The 25,994-nt window shown below is 39.2% G+C and carries 24 protein-coding genes; 17 read left to right on the forward strand and 7 right to left on the reverse strand.

All coding sequences use genetic code 11. From position 1 onward, the window contains the following. Window positions 1-25 precede the first annotated feature (25 nt). A complete protein-coding gene (locus ACVBDU_RS06020; RefSeq protein ID WP_447178857.1) occupies window positions 26-763 on the forward strand; it encodes a CDP-alcohol phosphatidyltransferase family protein in 738 nt (245 codons plus the stop codon). A 43-nt stretch (window positions 764-806) separates the two neighbouring features. Here ACVBDU_RS06020 and gldG read toward each other — a convergent pair whose 3' ends face one another. From gldG to ACVBDU_RS06045, 5 genes are all read right to left on the reverse strand, one after another. Further along, window positions 807-2,453 carry a gliding motility-associated ABC transporter substrate-binding protein GldG gene (gene gldG, locus ACVBDU_RS06025; RefSeq protein WP_447178858.1) on the reverse strand — a complete coding sequence of 549 codons (1,647 nt, stop codon included), beginning with the start codon at window positions 2,451-2,453 and terminating at the stop codon, window positions 807-809. A 145-nt stretch (window positions 2,454-2,598) separates the two neighbouring features. Then, window positions 2,599-3,318 carry a gliding motility-associated ABC transporter permease subunit GldF gene (gene gldF / locus ACVBDU_RS06030; RefSeq protein WP_447178859.1) on the reverse strand — a complete coding sequence of 240 codons (720 nt, stop codon included), beginning with the start codon at window positions 3,316-3,318 and terminating at the stop codon, window positions 2,599-2,601. Window positions 3,319-3,342: 24 nt separating this feature from the next. After that, window positions 3,343-3,741 (reverse strand): type II toxin-antitoxin system VapC family toxin, encoded by a 399-nt coding sequence (locus ACVBDU_RS06035; RefSeq protein ID WP_447178860.1) that lies wholly within the window; start codon window positions 3,739-3,741, stop codon window positions 3,343-3,345. Beyond that, window positions 3,741-3,983, reverse strand: coding sequence for a hypothetical protein (locus ACVBDU_RS06040; protein WP_447178861.1), 243 nt, complete (start codon window positions 3,981-3,983; stop codon window positions 3,741-3,743). The genes ACVBDU_RS06035 and ACVBDU_RS06040 overlap by 1 nt, the downstream gene beginning before the upstream one ends. Before the next feature lie 88 nt (window positions 3,984-4,071). Then, window positions 4,072-4,902: an SAM hydrolase/SAM-dependent halogenase family protein gene (locus ACVBDU_RS06045; protein ID WP_447178862.1), complete on the reverse strand. Its 831-nt coding sequence runs from the start codon at window positions 4,900-4,902 to the stop codon at window positions 4,072-4,074. Between the two features lie 260 nt (window positions 4,903-5,162). On the opposite strand from ACVBDU_RS06045, the gene ACVBDU_RS06050 reads away from it, so the two are divergent. Continuing rightward, window positions 5,163-6,122 (forward strand): PhoH family protein, encoded by a 960-nt coding sequence (locus ACVBDU_RS06050; RefSeq protein ID WP_447178863.1) that lies wholly within the window; start codon window positions 5,163-5,165, stop codon window positions 6,120-6,122. A gap of 209 nt (window positions 6,123-6,331) precedes the next feature. Further along, window positions 6,332-7,291 (forward strand): phosphoribosylaminoimidazolesuccinocarboxamide synthase, encoded by a 960-nt coding sequence (locus ACVBDU_RS06055; RefSeq protein WP_447178864.1) that lies wholly within the window; start codon window positions 6,332-6,334, stop codon window positions 7,289-7,291. 283 nt (window positions 7,292-7,574) lie between these two features. Here ACVBDU_RS06055 and ACVBDU_RS06060 read toward each other — a convergent pair whose 3' ends face one another. Further along, a complete protein-coding gene (locus ACVBDU_RS06060; protein ID WP_447178865.1) occupies window positions 7,575-8,804 on the reverse strand; it encodes an MFS transporter in 1,230 nt (409 codons plus the stop codon). A gap of 147 nt (window positions 8,805-8,951) precedes the next feature. Between ACVBDU_RS06060 and mnmE the strand changes: the two genes are divergently transcribed. The 10 genes from mnmE to ACVBDU_RS06110 all read left to right on the forward strand — a co-directional run bounded on the left by mnmE (window position 8,952) and on the right by ACVBDU_RS06110 (window position 19,404). Next, the gene (gene mnmE, locus ACVBDU_RS06065) at window positions 8,952-10,337 is read left to right on the forward strand and encodes a tRNA uridine-5-carboxymethylaminomethyl(34) synthesis GTPase MnmE (RefSeq protein ID WP_447178899.1); all 1,386 of its coding nucleotides are present in this window, start codon (window positions 8,952-8,954) and stop codon (window positions 10,335-10,337) included. 163 nt (window positions 10,338-10,500) lie between these two features. Next, complete coding sequence (locus ACVBDU_RS06070) at window positions 10,501-11,628, forward strand: tyrosine-type recombinase/integrase (protein WP_447178866.1); 1,128 nt, start codon at window positions 10,501-10,503, stop codon at window positions 11,626-11,628. Window positions 11,629-11,932: 304 nt separating this feature from the next. Then, a complete protein-coding gene (locus ACVBDU_RS06075) occupies window positions 11,933-12,304 on the forward strand; it encodes a hypothetical protein (protein WP_447178867.1) in 372 nt (123 codons plus the stop codon). A gap of 131 nt (window positions 12,305-12,435) precedes the next feature. Then, complete coding sequence (locus ACVBDU_RS06080) at window positions 12,436-12,723, forward strand: helix-turn-helix transcriptional regulator (RefSeq protein WP_447178868.1); 288 nt, start codon at window positions 12,436-12,438, stop codon at window positions 12,721-12,723. A 158-nt stretch (window positions 12,724-12,881) separates the two neighbouring features. Next, entirely contained in the window at window positions 12,882-13,199 is a 318-nt protein-coding gene (gene mbpA, locus ACVBDU_RS06085; protein ID WP_447178869.1) for a mobilization protein MbpA, read from the forward strand. Further along, the gene (locus ACVBDU_RS06090) at window positions 13,196-14,071 is read left to right on the forward strand and encodes a relaxase/mobilization nuclease domain-containing protein (RefSeq protein WP_447178870.1); all 876 of its coding nucleotides are present in this window, start codon (window positions 13,196-13,198) and stop codon (window positions 14,069-14,071) included. The genes mbpA and ACVBDU_RS06090 overlap by 4 nt, the downstream gene beginning before the upstream one ends. A gap of 11 nt (window positions 14,072-14,082) precedes the next feature. After that, window positions 14,083-14,517: a DUF6730 family protein gene (locus tag ACVBDU_RS06095; RefSeq protein WP_447178871.1), complete on the forward strand. Its 435-nt coding sequence runs from the start codon at window positions 14,083-14,085 to the stop codon at window positions 14,515-14,517. Between the two features lie 245 nt (window positions 14,518-14,762). Then, window positions 14,763-15,809 (forward strand): helix-turn-helix domain-containing protein, encoded by a 1,047-nt coding sequence (locus ACVBDU_RS06100; RefSeq protein ID WP_447178872.1) that lies wholly within the window; start codon window positions 14,763-14,765, stop codon window positions 15,807-15,809. A gap of 6 nt (window positions 15,810-15,815) precedes the next feature. Next, on the forward strand, window positions 15,816-16,916 hold the full coding sequence (locus tag ACVBDU_RS06105; RefSeq protein ID WP_447178873.1) for a helix-turn-helix domain-containing protein: 1,101 nt from the start codon (window positions 15,816-15,818) through the stop codon (window positions 16,914-16,916). Window positions 16,917-17,025: 109 nt separating this feature from the next. After that, complete coding sequence (locus ACVBDU_RS06110; protein WP_447178874.1) at window positions 17,026-19,404, forward strand: TonB-dependent receptor; 2,379 nt, start codon at window positions 17,026-17,028, stop codon at window positions 19,402-19,404. Window positions 19,405-19,419: 15 nt separating this feature from the next. Here ACVBDU_RS06110 and ACVBDU_RS06115 read toward each other — a convergent pair whose 3' ends face one another. Continuing rightward, window positions 19,420-19,680, reverse strand: a complete 261-nt coding sequence (locus tag ACVBDU_RS06115) for a helix-turn-helix domain-containing protein (RefSeq protein ID WP_447178875.1) — start codon at window positions 19,678-19,680, stop codon at window positions 19,420-19,422. 490 nt (window positions 19,681-20,170) lie between these two features. On the opposite strand from ACVBDU_RS06115, the gene ACVBDU_RS06120 reads away from it, so the two are divergent. The 4 genes from ACVBDU_RS06120 to drt3b all read left to right on the forward strand — a co-directional run bounded on the left by ACVBDU_RS06120 (window position 20,171) and on the right by drt3b (window position 25,755). After that, entirely contained in the window at window positions 20,171-20,485 is a 315-nt protein-coding gene (locus ACVBDU_RS06120; protein WP_447178876.1) for a hypothetical protein, read from the forward strand. Window positions 20,486-20,487: 2 nt separating this feature from the next. After that, window positions 20,488-21,615, forward strand: coding sequence for a HEPN domain-containing protein (locus ACVBDU_RS06125; protein WP_447178877.1), 1,128 nt, complete (start codon window positions 20,488-20,490; stop codon window positions 21,613-21,615). A gap of 358 nt (window positions 21,616-21,973) precedes the next feature. After that, entirely contained in the window at window positions 21,974-23,458 is a 1,485-nt protein-coding gene (drt3a, locus tag ACVBDU_RS06130; RefSeq protein WP_447178878.1) for an antiviral reverse transcriptase Drt3a, read from the forward strand. Next, window positions 23,455-25,755 (forward strand): antiviral reverse transcriptase Drt3b, encoded by a 2,301-nt coding sequence (gene drt3b / locus ACVBDU_RS06135; protein ID WP_447178879.1) that lies wholly within the window; start codon window positions 23,455-23,457, stop codon window positions 25,753-25,755. Before drt3a ends, drt3b begins: the two co-directional genes overlap by 4 nt. The last annotated feature ends 239 nt before the right edge of the window (window positions 25,756-25,994 follow it).

The following is a 25,994-nucleotide window of genomic DNA, read 5'->3' on the forward strand; positions in this document are numbered from 1 at the left end:
TATTTTTACAAAAACTTTCTGACTGATGAAAAAACATATTCCAAACATACTCACCTTACTCAACCTGTTTTGCGGTACCATTGCGGTGATACTCGCTGTTACCGGCAATACGGTGATCGCTGCTTTTTTTGTGTTTCTCGGTATCTTTTTCGATTTCTTTGACGGCTTTGCGGCAAGAAAATTACAGGTGCAGAGTGACATAGGGCTGCAATTGGATTCTCTGGCGGATATGGTTACCAGCGGTGTGGTACCGGGTATTGTGATGTACCACCTCCTGCAATTGAGCCTGGACCCGGGTTCGTGGGGACAAGGGATAAGTATAGACCTCTCCACCCCTATGGGATTCATCCCTTTCCTGGGCTTGCTTATTCCACTTGCATCTGCCTACAGGCTCGCCAAATTCAATATCGATGACGATCAGCAAACCTCATTTACGGGATTACCGACACCGGCCAATACCCTGTTCATCCTTTCGCTCCCCCTTATCCTGGCCTACCAGGGAAATGACATGACCATCTCCGTTATCCGCAATACCTGGGTACTAATCGCCATTACCTTTCTGAGTTGCTACATGCTAAACGCCCCGGTTAAGCTATTCGCATTAAAATTCAAGACCTGGGGATTTAAGAAAAATGCGGTGAAGTATATTTTTCTGATGCTCTGCATTCTGTTACTGGCCATTATCCGGTTTGCCGCAATCCCGGTAATCATATTGCTGTACGTTATCGTATCCATGCTCACCAATAGCAAAACATCACGTTAAAGATATTTGTTTTCGGCATTTATCGTATATTTCGTAAAATCGACTATGAAGCAATCCTCACGCGGGAATATTTCCGCTTTCGCATATACGTAAACACGATACCGAACCCTGCCAGGAGAACAAGTGGTAATCCGAGGTTTATTATTTTCCAGAACGTATCTTCCGCCGCCACTTTTTCTTTGTCGAGGAACGGAATAGTCACTTCTTTGCTTCGGATGTAGATCAGTCCGTTTTCATCCAGCAGGTAGTTGACACAGTTTTTCAGAAATTCCTTGTTCCCGTAAAAGTTATTCGTCCATTTGTCATAACCGAGTTCCAGGGGACGGCCGTTGTTGAGCTGATTTTTGATAAGGTCTCCATCCGAAATAACGATTATTTTGGTCTCCTCTCCTGCTTCCCGGTTATCTTCCAGGTCGAGGGGTTTTACCCGGTTTTTGTATACGGAATTGAATTTTCCTTCCAGCAAAACAGCCATCGGTTGGCTTCCGTTATTATAGCTTGTTTTGTCCGGTTCCCTGGTAATAATATCCAGGTCTATCTCCACAGGTGTTGCAACAGTTTTGGACAAGGGCGAACTGCTGAGTAATATCGTTTTTTTAATATTATTTTTTAATGTATCTATAGCATTGGCAAAATCGAAACGGACTGCTTCTATATTGTTATTTACGGGATGACTGTCTTTTGAAATAACCATAGGCGCATAGTACCACGGATAAGGGTCATAGCGTGAAGCATTGCCTTCTCCCGTTGCCATGACGATCTGGGTAAAATACAGGTCGTTGATCAATACCGGGTTTATCCGAACCCCGTAGGAAAAGAACATATCGCCCAGGTTCAGGTCTCTCGGAAGGGCAAAAGTCCTTCCCGATTCGTTGTACAGACTATCCATTTCCGCATTCACCTGGTCTATCAGCCAAAGGGATTTTCCGCCGTGCACAATATACTGGTCCAATACCGCTTTTTCCTCATCCGAAAAGGCATCCGTAGGCTTGGCCACCAGTATCATATCGTACTTTTTCAGTTCCCGAAGCGTCTTTTGCGGAGAAACAGCCACCGAATCGAGCGTAAAGGGAGCCAGGTTGTAATAATCGCGAAGGGTAGTCAGAAAGTCGGCCATATAAATATCGTCCAGTTCGCCGTTGCCTTTCAGTACCGCTATGTTTTGTTTATTCGTGATGGTCAGTTTGGCAAAGGCTTCGGCAAATACGTATTCCAATTGCTGGACCGAATTCTTCACGCGTTCTTCATCCGTAGCTCCGAGCTTATTTTTAAGCAGGGGCACCCGGATACTACGGTCCCCGTAATTGGCCAGTGCCCAAGGAAAAAGTATTTCCCTGGAAACCTTCCCCCCTTTTTCCTCGGAAAAATTCAGCGGGGTAAGCCCTATGGACTGTAATTCGCGTATAATGGCTTCGGAATTTTCCTCATCCTCCAGCGGGTCGACAAAGTTGAACTGTATATTTTTATTCCCTGCTGCAAATTCTTCAAGGATCTGCCTGGTCTCGTCCCGAAGTTTACGGAATTGCGGGGGAAGGTCTCCTCCGAGGAAAACATCGATAAAAATCGGGCCCTCCGTCTTTTCCAGGGGCTTTAACGATGCTTCGGAAAGCGTATAGCGCTTGTCCTGCGTAAGGTCGAACCTGCCATAGAATACCGAAGAAAGGTAATGCAATACTATGAGTAGCGACAAAATTCCGATTATATGTAAACTGTTTTTTTTGTTCATTTAAATGTATGCTGTCGGGTTACACCCCCTCTGCCTGTGGTATCTCCCCCTACAGGGGAGAGATTATTATTTTTTTATATCGTTATTTTTTTCTCATTTATCCTTATCATCAATCGCGACTGCTTTTCAGTTTGATAGTGGTGACAAACAGAAAAAAGAAAGCGACGGACAGGAAATACAGGATGTCGCGCGTATCCAGGACACCCCGGCTTATACTGTCGAAATGGGCTTTCATCCCCAGGGCCGAAATACTTTCTCCCAATCCCAATACATAGAGCCCCTCAAAGCCGTAATAAAAGAGGAAACACACAAATACGGAAACCAGGAAGGCCACGATCTGGTTTTCGGACAGGGTTGAGGCAAAAATACCTATTGCCGTATAAGACAGTACCAGGAAAAGCAGCCCGAAATAAGACCCGAGGGTACTGCCTGTGTCGAGGTTACCTTCCGGGTTCCCCAGTTTCCACACCGTAAGCACATAGAGCAAGGTGGGAAGCAAGGCAATAACTACCAGGATAAATGCCCCGGAATATTTCCCCAGGACGATCTGCCAGGCATGTAAAGGCCGGGTAAACAAAAGCTCCAGCGTCCCCAGTTTTTTTTCATCGGAAAAGCTTTTCATCGTCACCGCCGGAATAAGGAACAGCAGTATCCAGGGTGCGAGTTGAAAGAATGCGGTAAGATCGGCAAAACCGGAGTCCGGTATATTGTACTCTCCGCTAAACAACCACAGGAACAGTCCGTTCAGTACCAGGAATATGGCAATGACCAGGTATCCTACGGGAGAAGCAAAAAATGAGGTTATTTCTTTTTTAAATATTGCGAACATGATTTAACTTATCTACGGAAAGTTTTATCTTTTTATCCAGTTTTCAATCTTAATCTCCTCTACCCTGTCAAATTCCCGGATATTTTCCGTAACCATGATTAAATCATTGGCGATTGCCGTAGATGCAATTAATAAATCAAAATCACTTATCATCCTTCCTTTTTTTCTCAACCTTACTTTTTCCTTTCCGTATACATAAATAGCATTAAAGAGAGGTAAAACCGTAACGCGTTCGGAAAATCTTTCGATTAGCTTGTAATTTTTTTGAGGGTTCGGACTATTTTCTGCTCCAAAGACAAGTTCTGCTAATGTTATTTCGGAGATAGCACAATTTTCCAAACCTATATCCTCCAGTTTTTGAATAAGATTGAATTTACCCCGAAAAAAATGAATACATATGTTGGTGTCCAGAAGGTATTTCATTATAAATTTTCCGTATCTTTCTTTTCTACCCGCGAAGTCCTGATGTCGTCAATAATGGTATCGGAATCCCTGTCATCTTCCCAGGCTCCGAAAAAAGTATGAAGATCTGTCTTTTTTCCGGAGTCGGATTTTAAAGATTTAGTCAGCCTGGCAATCAATCTCTTTTTTGCTTTATTATCCAGCTCTTCCAAATACCTGAAGTACTTATCCAAGATTTTATTTGACATTGCTAAACTTCCCATAATCCTGTATTTTTATGCAATTTACTAATTTTTCCGGTATATATTTTCTCTTCCAATGATGCCAAAAGAATACCATGATCCAACAGTGTTATAAAAACCGTATTGTCACCACATCCCGGTAACTCAGTCCGAGAAGGCTGGACGCCCCTCCCACGGTTTCGAGGTTACTGCGGTAAATGGCCAGTTCCACATAACCGGCCGAATTAAATACTGCCAGTCGCCGGCCGTCATCATTCCGTTTGGGCTTTTCCACGGTAAAATTGACGATATCGCTGTATTTGTTATATATTTTTTCAAACCGGTAATTCCGGGCATATAATTCAAAATCCCTTCCCTTCCTGATATTTTCAAACAACTGCCTGGAAATATTGGTCACCACATTCCCGTAATTGTCTACATAGATCACATGTCCGGTCACCAGGTCCTGCTCCGTGTTAACGATCGGGATAAAGGTTTTCAGGGATTTCAGTTCGGTTATGGGTTTCCCTACTACTTCCAGGGTACCTCCCCTTGCAATGTGGCATGCCACCTTAACAAAAACGTCCATAGAGGGGAAAATGGTATCCAGGTCGTTATAAATATTTATCTCCACGATCTTATCCGGCTTCCTTTCCCCTGCCACAAGCGACACCACGCCATTATCCGCCCCGACAAAATAATGATCGTCCAGCAACACGGCTATATGCCTGTTCTCCGGATTGCGTTCGGAATCCACACCGTAAACATGAACACTCCCTTTGGGGAAATTTTTATAGGCATTTTTAAGAATATACGCCGCTTCCTGTACATTAAACGGACTCACGGAATGCGATATATCCACAATTTTCACGTCTTCGGTCTCGCTGTAAATAGCTCCTTTGATGGCCCCTGCAAAGTGGTCTTTCTCCCCGAAATCCGTAGTTAAACTTATTATAGCCATAAAATAGTACCGATGCTTTTTTTGTGTAAATTAGCAAGAAAATAATCTTGTTATGCCTTTATCTCTTCAAGGGGTATATGAAGCACAAACGTACTAAAAAAGTAGGGGATAAACCATATAGCAAAGCACACTTTTTTGTAGTATCTTTATAGAAGAATAACCATCGTTTTGAGAAGCAGAACCCCGGATATGGTTCGCCCTACGGCGACAGGGTCCTTCTCCCGGAAAGTGAAATAAAGATTAATCAAACCCAACAGCTTTTGAACGAAATAATAGTAGAACTTACCGAGATCAGCCCGAGAGAATTCTTCGGCGAGCAAAACATTAACATCGAACTGCTCAAAAAGTACTTCCCGAAATTAAAGATCGTAGCACGCGGCAACAAAATAAAAGCTTATGGCGACGAGGAACTGCTGGAAGAATTTGAAAAACGCCTGGACATGCTGGTCATGTATTTCGGAAAATACAACAAACTGGACGAAAATACCATAGAACGTATCCTTACCGGCGATGATAAAGAAGCTTATGAGTCGCCGATGCTCTCAAATGCACAGGTATTGCTTCATGGGGTAAACGGCAGGCTTATCAAGGCCCAGACCGTAAACCAGCAGCGCCTGGTGGATATGATGAAAAATAACGATATGGTCTTTGCCATAGGCCCGGCCGGTACCGGAAAAACCTACACCGGGGTGGCCCTGGCAGTAAAAGCGCTTAAAGAAAAACAGGTAAAGCGTATCATCCTCACAAGGCCCGCCGTGGAAGCCGGGGAAAATCTCGGATTTTTGCCGGGGGACCTCAAGGAAAAACTAGACCCGTATATGCAACCGCTCTACGACGCCCTGCGCGATATGATCCCCTCGGAAAAATTGCAGAACTACATCGAAACCGGCATCATACAAATTGCCCCTATGGCCTTTATGCGAGGCCGTACGCTGGACAATGCCTTTGTTATTCTCGACGAAGCCCAGAACACTACCCACGCCCAGATGAAAATGTTCCTCACCCGTATGGGGAAAAACGCCAAGTTCATGATTACCGGCGACCCGGGACAAATAGATCTGCCCAGAAGAGTGATCTCCGGACTGAAGGAGGCTTTGCTCGTCCTGAAAGATATCAACGGTATCGGCATGGTTTACCTGGATGATAAAGACGTGATACGCCACAGGCTGGTGAAAAATATTATTGAGGCTTACAAGGAGATCGAACATACTAATAGTTGATACGGTGGTTTCGATACAACGGCCTGAAGGCCGCCACTAAACCACCTCTGTGCCGTTCTAATATTTTGAAGAGGGTCTTAAAAATCTAAAACAGCTACAAAAAGCATAAGCAAAGGCGGCTGAGTGCCCGAGCGAAGCAAAGGGTGTATCGAAGCCCCGGACTAATCAACTTTTCCCGTATATTTGCGGCAAAATCCTATTGTCATAACATGAGTAACAACACTATAACTGCTACCGACTACAATTTTCCGGGACAGAAAAATGTCTATAAAGGCAAGGTCCGCGAAGTATATACCGTAAATAACGATCTTTTGGTTATGATAGCTACGGACAGGCTTTCGGCCTTTGACGTGGTTATGCCCAGGGGAATTCCCTACAAAGGGCAGATACTGAACCAGATCGCCACCAAAATGATGAAGGCTACGGAAGACATCGTACCGAACTGGCTTATCGCCACCCCGGACCCTAATGTAGCCGTAGGACATCGATGCACTCCTTTTAAGGTGGAAATGGTGATCCGTGGTTACCTGTCCGGCCATGCTTCAAGGGAATACCATGCCGGAAAGCGATTACTATGCGGCGTATCCATGCCGGAAGGGATGAAGGAAAACGACAAGTTCCCGGAACCGATCATCACCCCTTCCACCAAAGCCGATAACGGCGAACATGATGAAGATATTTCGAGAGAAGACATCCTGAAAAAAGGTATTGTTTCCGAAGAAGATTATACTCAACTGGAAGCCTACACCAGGGCACTTTTTCAACGCGGGACCGAAATTGCCGCCGAACAGGGACTTATCCTTGTAGATACCAAATACGAATTCGGAAAAACGGCAGACGGCAAAATTGTTCTTATCGACGAAATCCACACCCCGGATTCTTCCCGTTACTTTTACGCCGATGGTTACCAGGAACGCCAGGATAAGGGAGAAAAACAGAAACAGCTATCTAAAGAGTTCGTTCGCCAATGGCTGATTGAAAACGGTTTCCAGGGTAAAGAAGGCCAGCAGATCCCGGTGATGACTGACGAATATATCCATTCCGTATCTGAGCGTTATATTGAGCTCTATGAGCAGATCACCGGAGAAGCTTTCCAACGTGCCAACATCAGTAATATCGAAGCGCGTATTGAGAAAAATGTATTGGACTACCTGAATACAGTTTCTTAGAGGTCATAAATACAGATCATCCTAAACCACCCTGCATTGAAAGATGCGAGGTTTTGATAAAAATAACTCTTTAATTGTCGGTTATTAGGTTATTCCGTTATTTAGACTATACCTGTACGGGACACTACTTAATAACCTATTAACTTAGTCACCAAACCAAAATTTTTTCGCACTATTAAAGTGCTGCAAAAATTGCGAGGTTTTTAGTCCTTTAACCCGGACTAATCAAAAAGTCCCGGCTGCTTTGTTGTAAACAGCCGGGACTTTTTATAATATATAATGCCTACACTTCTACCCTTTTCTTTTTCTCCGAAGGCAGGAATACCGTGAGCAATCCCAGCAACGGCAGGAAGGAACACATTTTAAATACGTAACCTATACTGGTGGCATCGGCAATATCGCCCAGTATAGCCGAACCTATCCCGGCTATACCGAAAGCAAAACCGAAAAACAGGCCGGACACCATGCCCACTTTACCCGGAATGAGTTCCTGGGCATAGACCAGTATAGCTGAAAAAGCCGAGGACAATATCAGCCCGATAAGTACCGTAAGTGTTCCTGTCCAGAACAGGTTCATATAGGGGAGCATAAGTGTAAAAGGGGCTATCCCGAGTATACTGAACCAGATGACATATTTTCGTCCGAAACGGTCACCCAGCGGCCCGCCGAAAAACGTACCGGCAGCTATGGCAAAGAGGAATACAAACAAATATACCTGTGAGGCCTGTACGGACACATCGAATTTATCCATCAGGTAAAACGTATAATAGCTGGTAAGACTGGTCATGTAGATGTACTTCGAGAAAATAAGAAGAAGTAATACCACAATAGACCAGGTTACCTGTTTTTTCGATAAGCGATGCCCCAGGGCCTGATCATTCGTTCTTTTCTTTTTAGCAGAGAACCGGTGCAGGTTGTTCTTATACCAATACCCTACACGGGACAGTACAACAATGGCCAGTAAAGCTGCCAGGGTAAACCAGATCACCGAAAACTGCCCGAACGGCACTATGATCATCGCGGCCAGCAACGGCCCCATGGAACTCCCGGCATTCCCTCCTACCTGGAAAAGAGACTGTGCCATACCATGTCTTCCGCCCGATGCCATATGGGCAATACGTGAAGCTTCCGGGTGAAATACGGACGACCCCATTCCTATAAGTCCTACTGCCAGCAATACCATTCCGAAATGAGAAGCCATGGAAAGGACTACCAGCCCGATCAGGGTAAACCCCATCCCTATGGCCAGGGAATACGGCTTCGGGTACTTGTCGGTATATAGTCCTACCAGGGGCTGCAGTAGTGAAGCCGTGAGCTGAAAAGTAAGTGTAATAAGCCCTACCTGGGCAAAACTCAGTTTAAAAGATTCCTTCACCAACGGATAAATGGAAGGAATAAGAGATTGCAGGGTATCGTTCATCATATGCGAAAAACTCAGGGCGAACAATACGGGAAAAACCGTCTTTTCCACTCCGGCATCCGAACCGGAATAAACAGAAGCATTTTTAGACATAACAGATTAAGATTTAAAAAAAGCAAATTTATAGCCCCTTCATTTATGACATATACAATTTTCCGGTTTTTTACGATGTTCAAAACGAAAAAACGGCAGTACGGCAAATTGGCTAATTTTAAATACTTTTGCATCAAAGAAAAAGCCATGTTGCCAAACGATACGATCATAGCCTTAGCCACCCCCAGCGGTGCCGGAGCCATTGCGGTCCTCCGGCTTTCCGGAAAAGATGCCATCCGCATTGCAGGTGAAAAGTTCCGTTCTGTCAAAGGAAAAGAGCTATCGGCACAAAAAAGCCATACCATTCACCTGGGGCATATCGTTGACGGCCCAAAAGTTTTGGACGAAGTATTGGTCAGCATTTTTAAAAATCCACATTCCTATACCGGCGAAGATGTCATAGAAATTTCCTGTCACGGTTCGCCTTATATCCAAAGGGAGATCATCCAGCTTTTTTTACGAAACGGCTGCCGTATGGCCAATGCCGGGGAATTTACACTCCGCGCGTTCCTGAACGGAAAACTCGACCTCAGCCAGGCCGAAGCTGTGGCCGACCTTATCGCTTCGGACAATGAAGCCTCGCACCAGGTAGCTATACAGCAGATGCGCGGCGGATTTTCCGGGGAAATCGAAAAACTTCGTCAGGAACTCCTGGACTTTGCTTCCCTCATAGAGCTGGAACTCGATTTTGCCGAAGAAGACGTCGAGTTTGCAGACCGCAGCCGGTTCGAAGAATTACTGCAGCGTATAGAACTGGTCCTGAAACGGCTGATCGATTCGTTTGCCGTGGGCAATGTCATTAAGAATGGTATCCCCGTAGCTATTGTAGGGGCTCCCAACGTGGGAAAATCCACCTTGCTCAATGCCTTGCTCAATGAAGAAAGGGCCATTGTCAGCGACATCGCCGGGACTACCCGCGATACTATCGAGGACGAAATGGTGATAAGCGGTATCGGCTTTCGCTTTATCGATACAGCCGGAATCCGGGAAACGGAAGATGTGGTGGAAAGTATAGGGATAAAAAAGACTTTTGAAAAGATCACGCAAGCTCAGGTGGTCATTTACCTTTTCGATGCCTCCCATTTCGTAGAAAACAGCAAGACTATTACCGTAGAGCTCGAAAAGATCAAAAACAAATTCCCGCAGAAACCGCTTATTATCCTGGCCAACAAAATAGACCTGGCTAATAAAGAAGAAATTGCAAAAGGATTGGAATACGACAACCTGCTGTTTATCTCCGCCAAGCAAAACGAGGGCATAGAAACCCTGAAAGACAAACTGCTGGAATTTGTAAACACGGGAGCCTTGCGCAACAACGAGACCATTGTGACCAACAGCCGCCACTATGATGCCTTACTCAAGGCTTTGGAAGAAATTCAGAAGGTGCAACATGGAATGCAAGCCGGCATTTCAGGCGACCTGCTCGCTATCGATATCCGTGAGGCGTTATATCATTTCGGGGAGATTACGGGACAGGTGACGAATGATGAACTTTTAGGGAATATTTTCGCTAATTTTTGTATCGGTAAATAAATATACTTTCTTTTAGTTTTTATTACTACATTATTAATTGACTATCAATTAAATAACTCTATTTTTATTTTCACTTCTCAATACATTTCCTTATGTTTGTTACACCTATAGTACACCTCATCCTATAAAATCCACAACGAGGTGTACCAAATTACACCTCGAAATGAAAATAAGTTTAAAAAAGAAAAAACTCAATAGTGGCAAGATCAGCCTTTATATTGAATATTATAAAGGCTCGTATATTGACAATGACGGAAGAAAAAAACACCTGCGGGAATTTGAATACCTGAAACAACACCTGCATCAAGACCCAAAAACCGCTGAAGAAAAAAAAGAGAATAAAGAGGCCTTAGAATTAGCCGAACAGATATTAACCCTGCGCAAAGCGGATTATATCCAGGGAAAATACAATATCAAAAATGACAGAAAAGCCAAAACTAACTTTCTGGAATATTACGACAGATTAAAGGAGGAACGATACGAAAGCAAGGGGAACTACGATAATTGGGATGCAGCTCTAAAGCACATCGAAAAATACTGTCCGCCAGCTATCACCTTTGCGGATATAGATGAGAATTTCGTCAAGGGTTTTAAAAGGTACTTGAACACTAAAGCCAAAACAAAAGGTGGTACTCCCCTATCACAAAATTCCAAATACACCTATTTCAATAAATTCAAAGCCTGCCTACGTACCGCTTTTGAAGAAGATTATCTCGATAAAAATATTATCAAGAGCGTTAAAGGTTTTGAGCAGGGAGAATCTCAGAGGGAATACCTTACCTATTCCGAATTACAGGCTTTAACCAGGGCAAAATGTAAATACCCTGTTTTGAAATCAGCATTTATTTTTAGCTGCCTTACCGGGTTAAGGTGGAGCGACATCAATAAACTAACCTGGTCCGAAATCCGGGATGAAGATGACAGCTCCCGAATCGTGTTCAGGCAGAAAAAAACCGAAGGTTTGGAGTATCTTTATATTTCCGACCAGGCAAGAGACCTGCTCGGTAAACGTGGAAATGGAAGTGAGCGGGTATTTACAGGCCTTAAATACGGTGCTCATTTTAATGCGGAAATATTACGCTGGTGTATGCGGGCCGGTATTACCAAACATATTACTTTCCATAGTGCCCGGCATACCTGTGCCGTACTGCTCCTGGAACACGGTGCAGACATATACACCGTATCCAAAATTCTCGGTCACCGGGAATTGAGAACTACTGAAATCTACGCCAAGATTGTTGACACTAAAATGAAGGAGGCGGCGAATATTATACCTGAACTTAAAATTTAATAATGTGTTTAATTCCTTTTATGAAAAAATACACCGGATAGAGAAAAGGATGAATTCCGTTTCAAGCAGAAGGGCTAAACAGTTCATAGTTATTTGGATTATATCAACCCTGATTCTTCTCGGATATAGTGTTTTTAACCTGGACTTTATGTCTGTTTGGTGGAGAACCATTGTGTTACTTGTTTTACTGCTTTTTCTCTTTAGCTATTTTATCATATTAGGCTATAAGCAATACAAAAGGAAACACGCTAAAGAAACAGTAAAGCTCCCCAATACTTCCGATTCCGTTTTGAACATAAACCAAATGGAAATCCTTATAAACTTCCTAAAAAAATGGTTTAGTTCTCCCAATGGTTCTGATACCCTGGAAAATGACCTAAAAAATCTTTTAGAATTAAACCTGGCAAATATAGAAGATGGCGGCCTGATCTCCGAGGCCAGCAAGAAAATAGACGTCGGAAGAATTCTTTTTCAAATCGCCGATATTGGGATTTGGGATGAAGAGGACGTAAAAAAGATTTACAGCAAAAATATCATCTCCCACAACAGAAGTATCAATGCTCTTAAGGACAATACTTTTAACGACCATAAAAACAGCCTGAAAGAGAAGAATAAACTTTATGCTAAAGAAAGTATTGATATCCCCAAAATATTAGGCATTGACAGACCTCTTTGATTTTAATTGTTTTTACTTGTTTATTTTGGTTTTTACCAATCCGATTGCCTTATGTCATAATTTTGTTTTCAAGAATTCTGCAAAAAGAAAACAAAGGCCTTTGTTCATTATCAATTTAAACTTAAATCGAAATGGACAATCTAAAAATCGAAGAACGTCTCGAACGTATTGAAAGACTTCTTAAAGCCAACAAAAGAGTGTTAACCTTTGAGGAAGCCTGTGATTATACAGGTATTTCAAAGAGCTATCTCTATAAATTAACTTCAGAACATAAAATCCCTTTTTCCAAACCCAACGGTAAAGTGATCTTCTTTGAAAGAGAAAAACTCGAAAACTGGCTGTTGAGAAACCACAGGAAATCTAGGCAGGAAACAAAGGATGAAGCGCTCTCCTATGTCCTCAAAAACAAAAAACTCTAAAAGCAGACAGCTCAACTGCGACTATCCGTCTGAGTAAGAATTTCGAGATGTGTTTTTGTTACCACAAAAACAATCTCGCTTTGCTCCCGGCGGTCGCAAAGAAAGGTTTTAGACATTTCAAGAAAGTAAGCTGAACCTAAATTATTTCACACATTCCATTGGTACAAAAAAGCCAACATAACAAAAGTACGTATATCAAGTTTCGTTGTTCCCAGTTTGAAAAAAAGCTGTTGCGTATTAAAGCCAAAAGAGCCGGTTTGAGTATAAGCGCATATTGCAGAAAGGCCGTTATGGAAGATCGCATTGTAGAACGGTTAACCGAAGAACAACTGGAGGCCTATAAAATGCTAGTACAGTACCACAACAATTTTAAACGCATCAGTAATATGTTCCGCAAACGAAACCCAAAATTGGCCGATGAAGTGCTCCAGTTGGCCCAGGAGATAAAAACACACCTCTATAATTTTAAAAAATGATCGGTAAAGGACAGGCCATAGCACATACGCAGGCTTCCATGCAATACGGATGGAACCAGGAAAAGAATGCCGAAATCGTCTATACCCAAAACCTTTGTGGGGAAAACCCAAAAGAAATCACCAAAGAGTTTAAAATGATACAAGATATGAATGTCCGATGTGAAAAGAACACCCTGAGTTTCATACTTAGCCCTACTATCGAGGATAGCCGAAGCCTTAGCCGGGAAGACCTGGAAGAACTTACCGACACCTTTATGAAAGAAATGGAATTGGGAGAACGACAGGCCATTGCCTTTGTACATCGGGACAAGGCACACACCCATATTCACCTGTATGTGAATCGGATTGATTTTCAAGGCAAGGCTTATAAAGACAACTATATCGGTAAGCGAAGCCAGCAGGCCGCCGAACGGACAGCACAACAATTACAACTCACTACCGTCCGGGAGGTGCAGGAGGAAAAGACCATGGCATTAAAGCACATCCGGCATGAAATCAAAACCATCCATGAAATGGTAATGCGGGAACAGCGTCCCCAGGACTTTGACCAGTATATCCAACTCATGCAACAAAATCAGGTCAAAGTGACCCCTTATATCAATAAATCCGACCAGTTACAGGGGTTCCGATTTCAGTACAAATCTTATAACCTGAAGGGAAGCGAAGTGCACCGGGATATATCCGGGGGAAAACTGGCCATGGCCATTTCCCGGAACCAACGGTTCGGCCAAAAACTGATACAGAACAACCAGGTTAACCTCTTGGGTAAAGCCGTAGAACTAAGCAGTAATATTACGGTCAAAATTGCTAAAGAGCTGGCAAAACAAATCGCCAAAAGGGCTATGGATACAGGTTTCGGAATTGGATATTAAAAACAAACGTTATGGGAAAATTAGAAGAAATCGCAGAACTGTTAACCGAGGAAATCCACGGGTTTAATGTGTCCATTGACCGCCTGGAAGGGCTGTCGGAATACCTAAGGGATATCAAAGTCAAGGCAGATGCTACGGAAGTGAAACACCTATTAAAAGAGCACCTCAATAAACACCAAGAATTACAATCGCATCACGACGAGAATTTAACCGAGGTGTATAAAGCGGTAAAGGGTACTTATCGGCTTCCCCGTTGGTTGGTGATTTCTTTTATTACGGTATATGCCCTCACTTTAGTCTCTTTAATTTATACGGTACATCTTCATAAAGAAAAAAAGTCCTGGGAGGAAAAATACGAAGGTATCATTAGGCATTACAATCATTTTATGGAAGACAACCCAGAAGTGAGGACACAATATCAAAAATGGATACAAGAAGAAAAATAACCGCGCAACATAGGTTAGTTCGGTAAGGATTTGGGGGCTTTTGGATAGGGCCTTCCCTATGACATGGGCAAGAACCAAACTAAGAGGTGACCTAAAACATCATGTAAACTGTAAACAAAATTTCTCATGGGTGTATAGGATTTTTTAAGGCCATCGAATTAAATTTAAAATATTTTATCAGAACTTACCCAGTCGTTTTTCAAAAAAGTAGATTCAGGTTTATTCAGTAATATTATCTTTGGAAGATGAACCTGGAAAGCCAGCTTATATTCTTTTTTAGTGCCCTGGGAGCCTTTAATGGCCTTTTATTAAGTGTTTATTTTGCTCTTATTGCAAAAAAGAAAAAATTTTCAAACTATTTCCTGGCCTTGTTGCTTTTTGTTTTGAGCATAAGGATCATCAAGTCTGTGTTCCTTTATTTCAGCCCTCATTTATCGGATGTATTCATTCATATAGGTCTTTCTGCCTGTGTTGTAATAGGTCCCTTTTTGTATCTGTATATCAGATCGCAAACGGGGGAAAACAATACTTCATGGGCAATACATATCTTTCCCTTTATAATTGCTGTTGGCATCCTTGGATGGATTTACCCGTATTGGACCTATAAAACACTGTGGTCCCCATATATAGTTAAGATCATTTATGCACAATGGTTCATTTATATTCTGTTATCATCGGTAGAACTGAAAGACACCTTTAAAAAGTTGTATAACAAACAAAAAATCAACGAAATTGAAATCTGGGTGCTGAGTATTTTTATTGGTACAACGCTGATCTGGCTGGCCTATACGACTTCATATTATACCTCTTATATTGTGGGAGCCCTGTCTTTTTCGTTTGTATTTTACCTATTCGTGTTGTTATGGATATTTAAGAGTAATAAAAATACCCTGTTCTTTCAAGAAAAAGAAAAATACAAGGGCAGGAAAATCGATGAGGATACTATGTCTGTATTATCCGGGAGACTAGTCGTTATCGAAGAACAGGGCCTTTATAAAAATCCCGAACTAAAACTATCCGCTCTGGCCCGGGCATTGAACGTCCCGCCGCATACCTTATCCCAATTCCTGAATGACAACCTCGAAAAATCATTTACCGAATTTATAAATGAGTACAGAATAGAAGAAGCCAAGCGTTTATTGGTTTCTAACGATCATTACACCATTGAAGGAATCGGTTATGAAAGTGGCTTTAATTCGAAATCCACCTTTTTTACGGCTTTTAAAAAAATAACTGGTACTACCCCCTCAAAATATAGAAAAAAACGCCGGGCAATAAGTCATAAGTTTTAAGATTGAATGAATATAAGCGAACTGATTAGTGACATAGGAAAGATAGTGGTTTTTTTAATGCTGCTTCTGTCGGTCTACCTGTTTACGGTAAAATCTGAAAAAAGGCTGTCCAACAGGTTATTCGCATTGTTTCTGATCGTTACTTCTTTTGATTTAACGGGGTTTTTTATTAATCTCTGGGAAGACTATCCGAACCTTTATGTCTTGAAAAGAGCCTCTGTTTTTTTACAATTGCCCCTGTTTTATTTTTACGTACTATCCATATGTTTTAAGGATTTTGGTTTAAAACGAAAACACGCCTTGCACTTCCTCTTGTTCTTTATATTCATTGTCTTTTTTAAGGCCACTTCATTTTCGGGAAAAAACATATGGATCTTTGAAATTATCGGGGAAATACAATACTACGCCTACATCATAACGATATTTATTGTGTTGTACAAATACAAAAAAATTTATCTGAAAAATTATTCCAACGCAGATTATTCTGTTTACAAGTGGCTGTTCCAGGTAACCGTACTGTTCGTTATCGGGCATCTTTTTGTGATCGTAAAACAATTCTTTCCTTATTCCGGGGATAAAGATTTTTTGGTACACATCAATACCGTTATCAGTATTAATATATTATTGATCACATCCTGGTTTGTTTTAAAGGCCCTTTATCGTCCTTATATTTTTCATGGGATACCATCAGGCCTCCGGGGAGAAATAATACCTTCAAAGAAAAAAGAAAAAGTTACCAGGTCAGGAAACGGAAGGAAAGATACCCCAGAAATGAAAAAACTTCTCCACAATATGGAAACGCAGAAACCTTACCTGGATGATGACCTGACCCTGCAAAAACTCTCTTCACAAATCAATATTCCGGAAAAAGAATTGTCTGCTCTTATAAACCGTGATCTGGGTACGCATTTTTTTGACTTTGTCAATACCTATAGAATAAATGATGCAAAAGCCATCTTGAAAGATCCAGGTCAAAAGGATCAGACCATTCTGGAAATTCTCTATGACGTAGGGTTTAATTCGAAATCTTCTTTCTATACGGCATTCAGAAAAAATACCGGGCTAACTCCAAAACAATACAGAAAAGAACACCTTTCCAAAACGTAGTCCTTAAAATTGGACTGATTTTCCTGTGAAAAAGAGTTCGACTTTATATAATCGGACTTTTTTGTCATCCTTCCTGTTCATTTTTGTGCCAAAGTTTAAAATGATGAAAATGAACAAGCATTTATTTTTTCTTTTGTTGATCCCCTTTTTCAGTTTCTCCCAAAGCTCACTAACAGGGAATGTAAAAGACAGGACCGGTCCGGTTGTATATGCCAATGTTGTGTTACAGGATAATGACGGAAAACTGATAACCGGGGCTATTACCGATGAAAAAGGGAATTTTGAAATCACTGCGGATAATGGTGTTTATGTATTGCTTATATCTTTTATTGGCTATAAGGATTATAAAAAAGAAATAGTGCTTAACAAGGATATCTCAATGGGGGAAATTCAGTTGCAGGAAAACGTCGGTCAGTTGGACGAAGTAGTTATAACGGCCCAAAGACTGCTCATAGAACAAAAGCCCGATCGTTTGGTGTACAACGTGGAAAATAGTATTTCTTCTGTCGGTGGCAATGCCATGAACGTTTTGTCCACTGCTCCTGGACTGATGGTAGCAAACAATTCGATAACGATGCTCGGGAGGGGAACACCCCGAGTAATGATAAACGGGCGAATGCTGGAACTGACCGGGGAAGAACTGATAAGTTTCCTGAACAGCCTGTCTGCCGATGATATTAAGAATATAGAAATTATCACCACTCCACCGGCACAATACGATGCCGAAGGCAGTGGTGGGCTTATCAACATCAACCTGCGGAAAGGGGTTGCCAATTCCTGGAAGAACACCCTTACCACTGCTTACGACCAAAACACCTACAGTATTTTTTCAATACGGAACAATTTTTACTACAACAAGGACAAACTTTGGTTTTCCGCTGGGGTCGGAGGGAGAACGGGAGATTTCAGGGTAAAGCAAAAAATAAGGACCTTCTACCCGGATGGTATATGGAAAACAGATTACCATTCAAAAGGGCAAAGGGATAATATATCCGGGCGCATTACCCTAGATTATGATATTTCGGACAATATCAGTGTAGGGGGGCAATATATGGGAGATTATAGCGATCCTGACGAGGACGTGACCACGACTATAGGGATCCATAACCCTTCCGGAACATTGGATTCTCTACTCATCAACACGGGGTATAATGACAGAAGTACAAAGAGCAATACGTATAATGCACACTTGATAGCGAAACTGGACACTTTAGGGAGAAAGATCTCTTTCGATTTCGATTATTTCAATTACAATGCAGAAAGGGATAATCGTTTTCTGGCCGAAACTTTTACACCTGAGATGGAGTTTTTAAATGTTAACATGTCTGCCAGGAATACATCGGATATGGCCATTGATAACTTCAGCTATAAAGTGGATATGGAACATCCGCTCAACTTTCTAAACCTGTCTTACGGCGCAAAATTCAGTTTTACAGATACCGGTGCAGATGTACAATTTTTTAATACCGGAACAAGGGAGGAAATATTAGATCCCGATCAATCTAATGTGTTTGACTATAAAGAAAATACCCAGGCCGTTTATGTAAACGGGGTTAAGAGTTGGGGCAATAAATGGAGTGTGCAACTGGGACTTAGACTGGAAAATACGCAAACCGAAGGAGTTTCAGAAACTTTGGATCAATACAATAAAAATGATTACTTAAAACTGTTTCCCTCCTTTTATGTTTCCTATCAAAAAAATGAGAATCATATGTATTCCCTGAATTACGGAAAACGGATAAACCGGCCGGGATTCTGGATGCTCAACCCTTTCCGTTTTTATATAAGCAGTAACAGTTATGCTGAAGGCAATCCGTTTTTACAACCCTCTTTCAGCAATAATTTTGAATTTACGCATATGTATAAAGGCAAATTAAGGACCAACCTGTCCCTGAATATCTCCACAGACGGGTTTGGAACTGTTTTTACGGCAATTCCCGAAGAAAATATACAGATCATTACCCGGGAGAATTATTACAAACAATACCAGTTCGGATGGTCTGAAAGCTATATCGCTGATATTGCTTCGTTCTGGCAGAACCGGAATGCGATCAATGTAATAGCTTATAAAACGGATTTATACCCCATTCTCGACGCCAGGTCGTCCGATGGTGTACAGTTCTATTTTTCCACCAACAATACCATTTCCCTGGGAAAATCCACCAAATTGCAACTGGATTATTGGTACAGTACGCCTTTTAAGTATGGATTGTACGAAATCGGAAAACCGATGTCCAGTCTTAATATAAGTGTTAAACAAAGTATGTTTGATGACAAACTACAACTGGCATTGCTATTCAATGATGTTTTCAACAGGTCGCAATTACGGGAATACAACTCTGTGGTAAACGGTATACAACAGTCGTATTATGAAGATAACAGCAACCGTTTTTTCCGTTTTTCACTGATCTATACTTTTGGCAACAATAACACCAACGTAAAGCAAAGGGCTTTTGGGAATGAGGAGGAGAAAGAAAGGGCTAATTGATTATGAGATATACCTTTATATATCCAATTTGTATTTTTTAATATCGAAGTCGAAATCAAGAAGGTCTTTTGGGTCCACATCCAAGGTATAAGCTATTTTTAACAAGGTTTCTATTGTCGGATTCCCCTCTCCCAATTCGTATTTGTTATAGTTACTGGAATCAAAATCAGAAGAAGTTGCCAGATCTTTTTGAGTCCCATATTTTTTCTCCCTAATTGCAATTAAGTTTTTGGAGAATTCCTTCATGTAAATTTTTCGTAATTCCTTAATGTCCATGATAAATTGTTAGTAGACCAATTTTGCATTTTTCTATTAAATTTCAATGGTGATAAATCACCATTATTAAAATATTTTCTTATATTTGGAATCGAATAACATATATTTGCGAGTCTTCATATAGCAAAATATTAGAAGCCTTCGCTTAGAGTCTCAAGTAGAAAACTGGCACTTTTCATGCAAACGAGACCATAAGTGAAATGGCCTACGACCCGGGCGTAGGCTCACTTATTCGTTTGCGGGTATGCCAGTACCTCTACTTGGATAAGCTGAGTTCTACGCCTATTTTTTACGTCAACTCTTCTTCTCTAAAGCAAAAGTTTCTATCTCATCTTTGGAGTTTTCGCATCTTAAAGCATAACAGGGCAGTTTTGTTCTGTTATTTTGGGGTAGTATGAAAGGGAGGAGGGCCTTCCTCCCTTTCTTTAAAATACTACACTCACATCTCTACTACCTCTACACATTTTCATTAATCTTAAAAGTACTACCAATGGAAAGTGAAAAGATCAAAAAACTGATAAACAGCCAGGAGCCCATTGCCATCATAAGATATTTTGAATGGGCTATTTTCTCCAAAAGCTATACGAATGTCAGGTATTCACTGTTGCGCATAAACAGCAAATATAATGACATCGATGAAGTAGACATCCCCTTTGATACGGTTTCCTTTTTAGTCTCCAGACTGGATAACTTCGAAAAAGTATGCTCTGAGGAAGGCTGTACGGTATGGGAACGTATGGCATTCCGGGAAAAGGTAAAAGCACTTGTGCCAAGACCAAAGATCGTCAAACTGATAAATTCATGACCATGAAATTATCCGTACAACAAATTATCGATAAAATTGTAAATCTTTTGGAGGTACAGTATATCTATCTTTCTAAAGTACAGGTAAAAGGTGAAGAAAAACCGCTTTTACTCATACTTTGGAAGGAAGGCAGTTCCGGACTGTCGGATGATCTGGCGCCATTAGTACACCGGGTATTCCAGGAACATACCGATGTTTTATTCCGCACTTATGCCCTCTCGTTTGCAGAGCGGCAACTTCGGGAAGGCAATCTCTTTTTTATCGATGCCTGCAAACCCGAAAACCTTAAATACAGCATTCCCGGCCAACACCTCCCTACACTTACCGAGGGTATGGATATGCAAAAAGCGCTCGAAGTAGCCAAAGACCGTTTCCAAAAGGAATACAGCAAAGCTGTCGACTTTAAAGAAGGTGCATTATTCTATATTAAAAAGAGTAACTATACACAAGCAGCCTTTATGCTGCACCAATCGATAGAATTGGCTTACCGTCTTACAGAATTGCTGGCCATAGGCAAAGAAAAGGTTTGTCATAGCATTGCCAATCATCAAAAATACATCAGGGCTTTTATCCCGGAACTGGGCGCATTGTTTCATCCGGAAGAGGAAACAGCCCTTTTACAGCTATTGGACGATGCTTATAAAGGTGTACGCTATGGCACAAATTACCAAATTTCCCCCGAGCAAAAAGATAAGATATATACAAAATCAGAAGCACAACTAGCTATTGTTAAAGAACTATTCAACACCAAATGGGAAGCCTGTAAAAACGAAGCTGCTGAAAAGAAAAAGGAAAATTCGTCCATATCCCTCAAAGGCAATCATAAAATCAAGGAAAAAATCCAAAGGCTGACAGAAATGAAGCTAAATAAACTGAACTCAGGTAAGCTGTATTATAAAGCAGATTTTTTGGTTAATGGTCCCGCAGATGTGCTTTATGATGCTGTCGGGATTATAAAGGTCTGTATCATCGCTTTAGAATATGCCGACGGTAAATTTTCTGATCTTATTCCACAACCGCATATCAATATACAAACCGCGCTGGAACATGCCCTGCAACTATTTCCTTTTGAGGAGATAGAATGTATGGAAGAAATTTTAGAAGAACATATAGGGGTTTCCAGTGATTAGCTATGTGTAAAGATTTTACTCATAAAGATTCTGATACGGACGTTAACGATCTTAAAGTTACGGATTGGCTTCGGTTGCCTTCTACTTGTTTTTTGTTGGGGATGATGGCCGGGACTATTATCATGGCCGTTTTGGTGGTAATTTTTATTTGTTGATCTTTCCTTGTTTTTGGTTTTCTGTGGACCGATTCCCGGCTTCTGTTTTTGCATGGAGGTCGGGAATTTTTTTGTGACAATATGGGAAACCGTAAACATTATAATCAAAAAATTTCTATTTTCAGACAATCTTATATTCTTATAGCTATATTTAGCTATAGAATGCTACAAATAAAGTGATTTCTTAGTTAAAATCTTATTCAATGTTAGACCAGTCTTTCTCCGCCAAGTCATTTCAAGAAATTTTTGATAAAGAGAATCGAAAAGGAATTAATGTTGAGGAAAAATACAAACACGATTTTGTTGATTCCTTGGCAAAAGTTGGCGAATTAAAAAGCCTTAGAAAACAAATACAGCAAGAAAAAGATTTTGATGCAAAAAAGTTGCTTTATGCTGAAAAGAAAAAATTAAAAAAAGAAAGAGATGCACTTGTTTCCGATGTTTTGGATAAAATAGCTAATGGGATTAATACACATACTATTAATTTGGAATTGGGAGGTTATTATGGTGGACAGAGTTATGTATTTGAAAAAAATGTTCAGAATTTCTTTATATCGAAAAAAATTCAGGATAACATAAACAAGACTTATAATGTAAAACAATCATCAAGGTATGCAATACTTAGTGAACTATTAAACCTATTGGAAGACAATTTTCCCAAATATGTTATTCGTACTGATATTAAAGGTTTTTATGAATCAATTCCTCAAAAGAAATTATTGGATAAAATCAATAATGATTATTTGTTAAGCATAAAAACGAAAAAGTTTATCAGTCAGATTTTTACAAGCTATAATAATCTAACAGGTCAAACCAACCCGGAAACAGCTAAAGGTGTTCCGAGAGGTGTTGGGATTAGTGCCTATTTGTCAGAACTATTTATGAGAAGTATTGATAATAAGATTCGAGAACTTGATGATTTAGTTTACTATGCAAGATATGTAGATGATATAATTGCCATTTTTGTGCCTAAATCGAAAAATACCGATTCAACGCAATTAACTGGTTATAAAACCAAAATAACAAATTTAATAATAAGTGAAGGACTTGTTTTGAATGTCAAAAAAACAGATGAATATAATCTTTTAGAAGGAATTTTCGATTTAAGATTTAATGACAATCAACCAAATTACGTCCCTAAAACAATCCAGTATTTGGGATATGAGATAGGAAGTATAATTAGTTATAAATCTAATGAAAAAATAGACAGTAAACACTTAAGCGTAAGACTTTCAGATAACAAAATCAATAAATATTTCAAGAAAATTAAATTATCATTTCTGCATTTTGAAAAGAAAAAGAAGCACAATAGAAAAAATGCTTTTAAATTATTATCTGCTCGAATCAATTACCTCACTTCAAATACAAAATTGAGAAATAATAAGGATAAAGTTTTTGTTGGAATTCATTATTCCAATCCCTTTTTGAATAGTGATGTGTCTCTTGAAAAACTGCAAAAAAGACTCAAATGGCATATAGACAGAGCTGGATTTACAACCGAAGAAAAACATATAATTCTGAAATATTCTTTCATTGAAGGATTTAGGAAGAAAACATTTCAAATATTACCATTAAAAAATAAAAAATATAAGAGCCATAACAGAAAACGGAATAATGTAAATAATCAGAATAATAAGGGAATATTGCAATTTGGAATTGCAGAGATTAATTCAATTTGGAAAAGATGAGAAGAAAAACAGGACGTAATATCGGATACAAGAAAGAAAGAGTTGTTCTTTCAGACATATTGCCTTATGAAGTTCCTCCGTTTTTTTCAAATAGGCATTTTTACAATTTTTTGGTAAAAAATAAAGTAGTTCTTAATGAAAATAATAGGTCAATCCAATTCAAAAAAGACCCTACGGGGATATTAAAAAAATTGATTCAAATACTTTTTGGAATTGATAAGAATGTAAACTTCACAAACAATGCAGAGTTTGATTCTTTCAATTTTAATGAAAAAACTTTTAATGAGAAACTCTTTCTAACGATTCCGTTTAAATTCAAGATAACACATAAAGATAATGATTACAGAGAATTGACTGTAATCCATCCAGTAAATCAACTTTATTTGGTTGAATTTTATGATAAGTATAAAAATACTATTCTCTATAACACAAGGCTAAGTAGGTTTTCTTTACGAAAACCAAGTAAAGTTTCATCATTAAAATACTATAAAGATAACACCAATAAAAAGAAGAAATCTAAAAATCAGGATATTGAGATAATTGAAACTACAGATAAAGAATACACAAGTTTAAAAACATTCTTTTCCTATCAGAAATACAGCAATATTTATGAGTTTTATGAGTCATACGAATATCAAAGAGCAGAAAAACGATTTGATAATTTGATGAAGTTTGATGTTTCAAGATGTTTTGATAGTATTTATACGCATACTCTTTCGTGGGCCTTATCTAATAAAAAAATTGTTAAGGATAACTTGGGTACAAACAAAGATTCATTTGGTGGTAAGTTTGATAGAGTGATGCAACAAATGAACTACAATGAAACAAATGGTATTGTAATTGGTCCAGAATTTTCAAGAATATTTGCTGAATTAATTTTACAAAAAATAGATAAGAATGTTGAAAAAGAACTATACCGAAAAGGATATAGATATAAAGATGATTATGATGTTTACAGGTATGTGGATGATTTCTTTGTTTTTTACAATGATGATAAAATTAAATCAGAAATTTTAAACTTATATAAAATTAAATTACAAGAATATAACTTGTTTTTTAACGACTCAAAAACTAAAATTCTTCCTAAACCAATTATAACAAATATTACAGTTGCAAAAGAAGAAATCAGAAAATTGATCGAGCATTCAATGATATTTCAGTTTTATAATTCTGAAATTAAAAATCAAATAGGATTAAAATATTATTCAGCTAAAGATATTATTACCAACTATAAAGCTGTTTTATCCAAAACTGAAACAAGTTACAAAGACCTACAAAATTATTTCTTGGCAATAATTTTCAATAAACTCAAGGGTTTAATAAAGAAAATACAAGATGAACAAGAATCCTTACTTCATTTATATGCTCAAAAACGTGAAGCAGAAACACAATTAAATAATGTAGGGCAAAATGATAAACCGAAATATCAAGAAAAATTAGACGAAATACTGGAAGAAATAAAGGAGCAAGAAAAGAAGTTAAAATCATTTCATAATCAATTATTTAAAAATATTAACGAAATAATTGAATTGACTTTTTTCATTTATTCCGTTCTTCCGAGAGTGACCTATTCAATAAAAGTTTGTCATATATTATTCAGAATTATTGACTTCATTAAAAATCAAGAGCGTACAAAACAGAGTTATTTGGTTAGAGTTCCAAATGCAAGTTTGGAAGAACTAAATTACATAGCATTTGATTTCGACAAAAAACATAACATCTTCAAAAAAATATACGATGGTATTTCATTAGTATTTCAAAAAAGTCTTTCATCTGAATATGCGGAAGTAGAAACTCTATATTTATTGCCCATTATCAATGAATTAGGAGAAAATTATCGTTTTGAAGAGGATTTAATCAATAAACATTTCAGAGTTTTTCAGTTAGATAGCCAAAATACCAAAACTCTAAATGGTAGTTTAAATTACTTCACAATTATTTCTTTATTAAACTACATAAATGTGGATTCTAATCAAAAATACAATGAAATAAGAAAAGACATACAGAATATAATTATTGAAAAATTTAATAACTTTGAAAAGAATAATGCAGAAGACATTTTCTTATTGATAGACGTGCTTACTTGTCCATACGTGGGAAGTACGGATGCAGAAGTAAAAAACTTTAGACGACGAATTTTAGATAAAATAAAGTTTTTTGATGCGGGTACAAGTCTTACTGATAAAGATACTTTAATTGAAAAAATAGCAAGCTACACTTCTGATTGGTTCTACAGTTGGAAAGAAAATGATTTAGGAAAAGAACTAAACACTAAACGGGGTCATAGTGTTTATTAAAATATTTGGGGCAACGTACTCAAGAAATTGAGTACACTCTTAAAAGCCATAATTTATAGCATATTTTGGTAGCTATCACACACAAGCCCCGATAAAACTTTTATAGTTTTTAGGGGTGAAGGTAGAGTCTTCACCCTATTTTTTTAATCCTTCCAATCCTAAAAAATTAAGAATCAAAAAGATGGCTTTCAATAGTATTACTTTTTAACTAAATTTGGGAATTGTCATTTACAGATAAT

It is taken from the genome of Sinomicrobium endophyticum, from assembly GCF_052983315.1.

Excerpts from the sequence above, each read along its gene's own strand:
- ACVBDU_RS06095 (WP_447178871.1), top strand. The coding sequence starts at position 14,083 with ATGGGAAAATTAGAAGAAATCGCAGAACTGTTAACCGAGGAAATCCAC.
- ACVBDU_RS06105 (WP_447178873.1), top strand. The coding sequence starts at position 15,816 with ATGAATATAAGCGAACTGATTAGTGACATAGGAAAGATAGTGGTTTTT.
- ACVBDU_RS06045 (WP_447178862.1), bottom strand. The coding sequence starts at position 4,902 with ATGGCTATAATAAGTTTAACTACGGATTTCGGGGAGAAAGACCACTTT.
- drt3a (WP_447178878.1), top strand. The coding sequence starts at position 21,974 with ATGTTAGACCAGTCTTTCTCCGCCAAGTCATTTCAAGAAATTTTTGAT.
- ACVBDU_RS06035 (WP_447178860.1), bottom strand. The coding sequence starts at position 3,741 with ATGAAATACCTTCTGGACACCAACATATGTATTCATTTTTTTCGGGGT.
- ACVBDU_RS06100 (WP_447178872.1), top strand. The coding sequence starts at position 14,763 with ATGAACCTGGAAAGCCAGCTTATATTCTTTTTTAGTGCCCTGGGAGCC.
- ACVBDU_RS06075 (WP_447178867.1), top strand. The coding sequence starts at position 11,933 with ATGGAAATCCTTATAAACTTCCTAAAAAAATGGTTTAGTTCTCCCAAT.
- ACVBDU_RS06125 (WP_447178877.1), top strand. The coding sequence starts at position 20,488 with ATGAAATTATCCGTACAACAAATTATCGATAAAATTGTAAATCTTTTG.
- ACVBDU_RS06090 (WP_447178870.1), top strand. The coding sequence starts at position 13,196 with ATGATCGGTAAAGGACAGGCCATAGCACATACGCAGGCTTCCATGCAA.
- ACVBDU_RS06020 (WP_447178857.1), top strand. The coding sequence starts at position 26 with ATGAAAAAACATATTCCAAACATACTCACCTTACTCAACCTGTTTTGC.
- ACVBDU_RS06040 (WP_447178861.1), bottom strand. The coding sequence starts at position 3,983 with ATGGGAAGTTTAGCAATGTCAAATAAAATCTTGGATAAGTACTTCAGG.
- ACVBDU_RS06060 (WP_447178865.1), bottom strand. The coding sequence starts at position 8,804 with ATGTCTAAAAATGCTTCTGTTTATTCCGGTTCGGATGCCGGAGTGGAA.
- ACVBDU_RS06080 (WP_447178868.1), top strand. The coding sequence starts at position 12,436 with ATGGACAATCTAAAAATCGAAGAACGTCTCGAACGTATTGAAAGACTT.
- ACVBDU_RS06070 (WP_447178866.1), top strand. The coding sequence starts at position 10,501 with ATGAAAATAAGTTTAAAAAAGAAAAAACTCAATAGTGGCAAGATCAGC.
- ACVBDU_RS06110 (WP_447178874.1), top strand. The coding sequence starts at position 17,026 with ATGAACAAGCATTTATTTTTTCTTTTGTTGATCCCCTTTTTCAGTTTC.
- ACVBDU_RS06055 (WP_447178864.1), top strand. The coding sequence starts at position 6,332 with ATGAGTAACAACACTATAACTGCTACCGACTACAATTTTCCGGGACAG.
- mnmE (WP_447178899.1), top strand. The coding sequence starts at position 8,952 with ATGTTGCCAAACGATACGATCATAGCCTTAGCCACCCCCAGCGGTGCC.
- drt3b (WP_447178879.1), top strand. The coding sequence starts at position 23,455 with ATGAGAAGAAAAACAGGACGTAATATCGGATACAAGAAAGAAAGAGTT.
- gldF (WP_447178859.1), bottom strand. The coding sequence starts at position 3,318 with ATGTTCGCAATATTTAAAAAAGAAATAACCTCATTTTTTGCTTCTCCC.
- ACVBDU_RS06115 (WP_447178875.1), bottom strand. The coding sequence starts at position 19,680 with ATGGACATTAAGGAATTACGAAAAATTTACATGAAGGAATTCTCCAAA.
- ACVBDU_RS06120 (WP_447178876.1), top strand. The coding sequence starts at position 20,171 with ATGGAAAGTGAAAAGATCAAAAAACTGATAAACAGCCAGGAGCCCATT.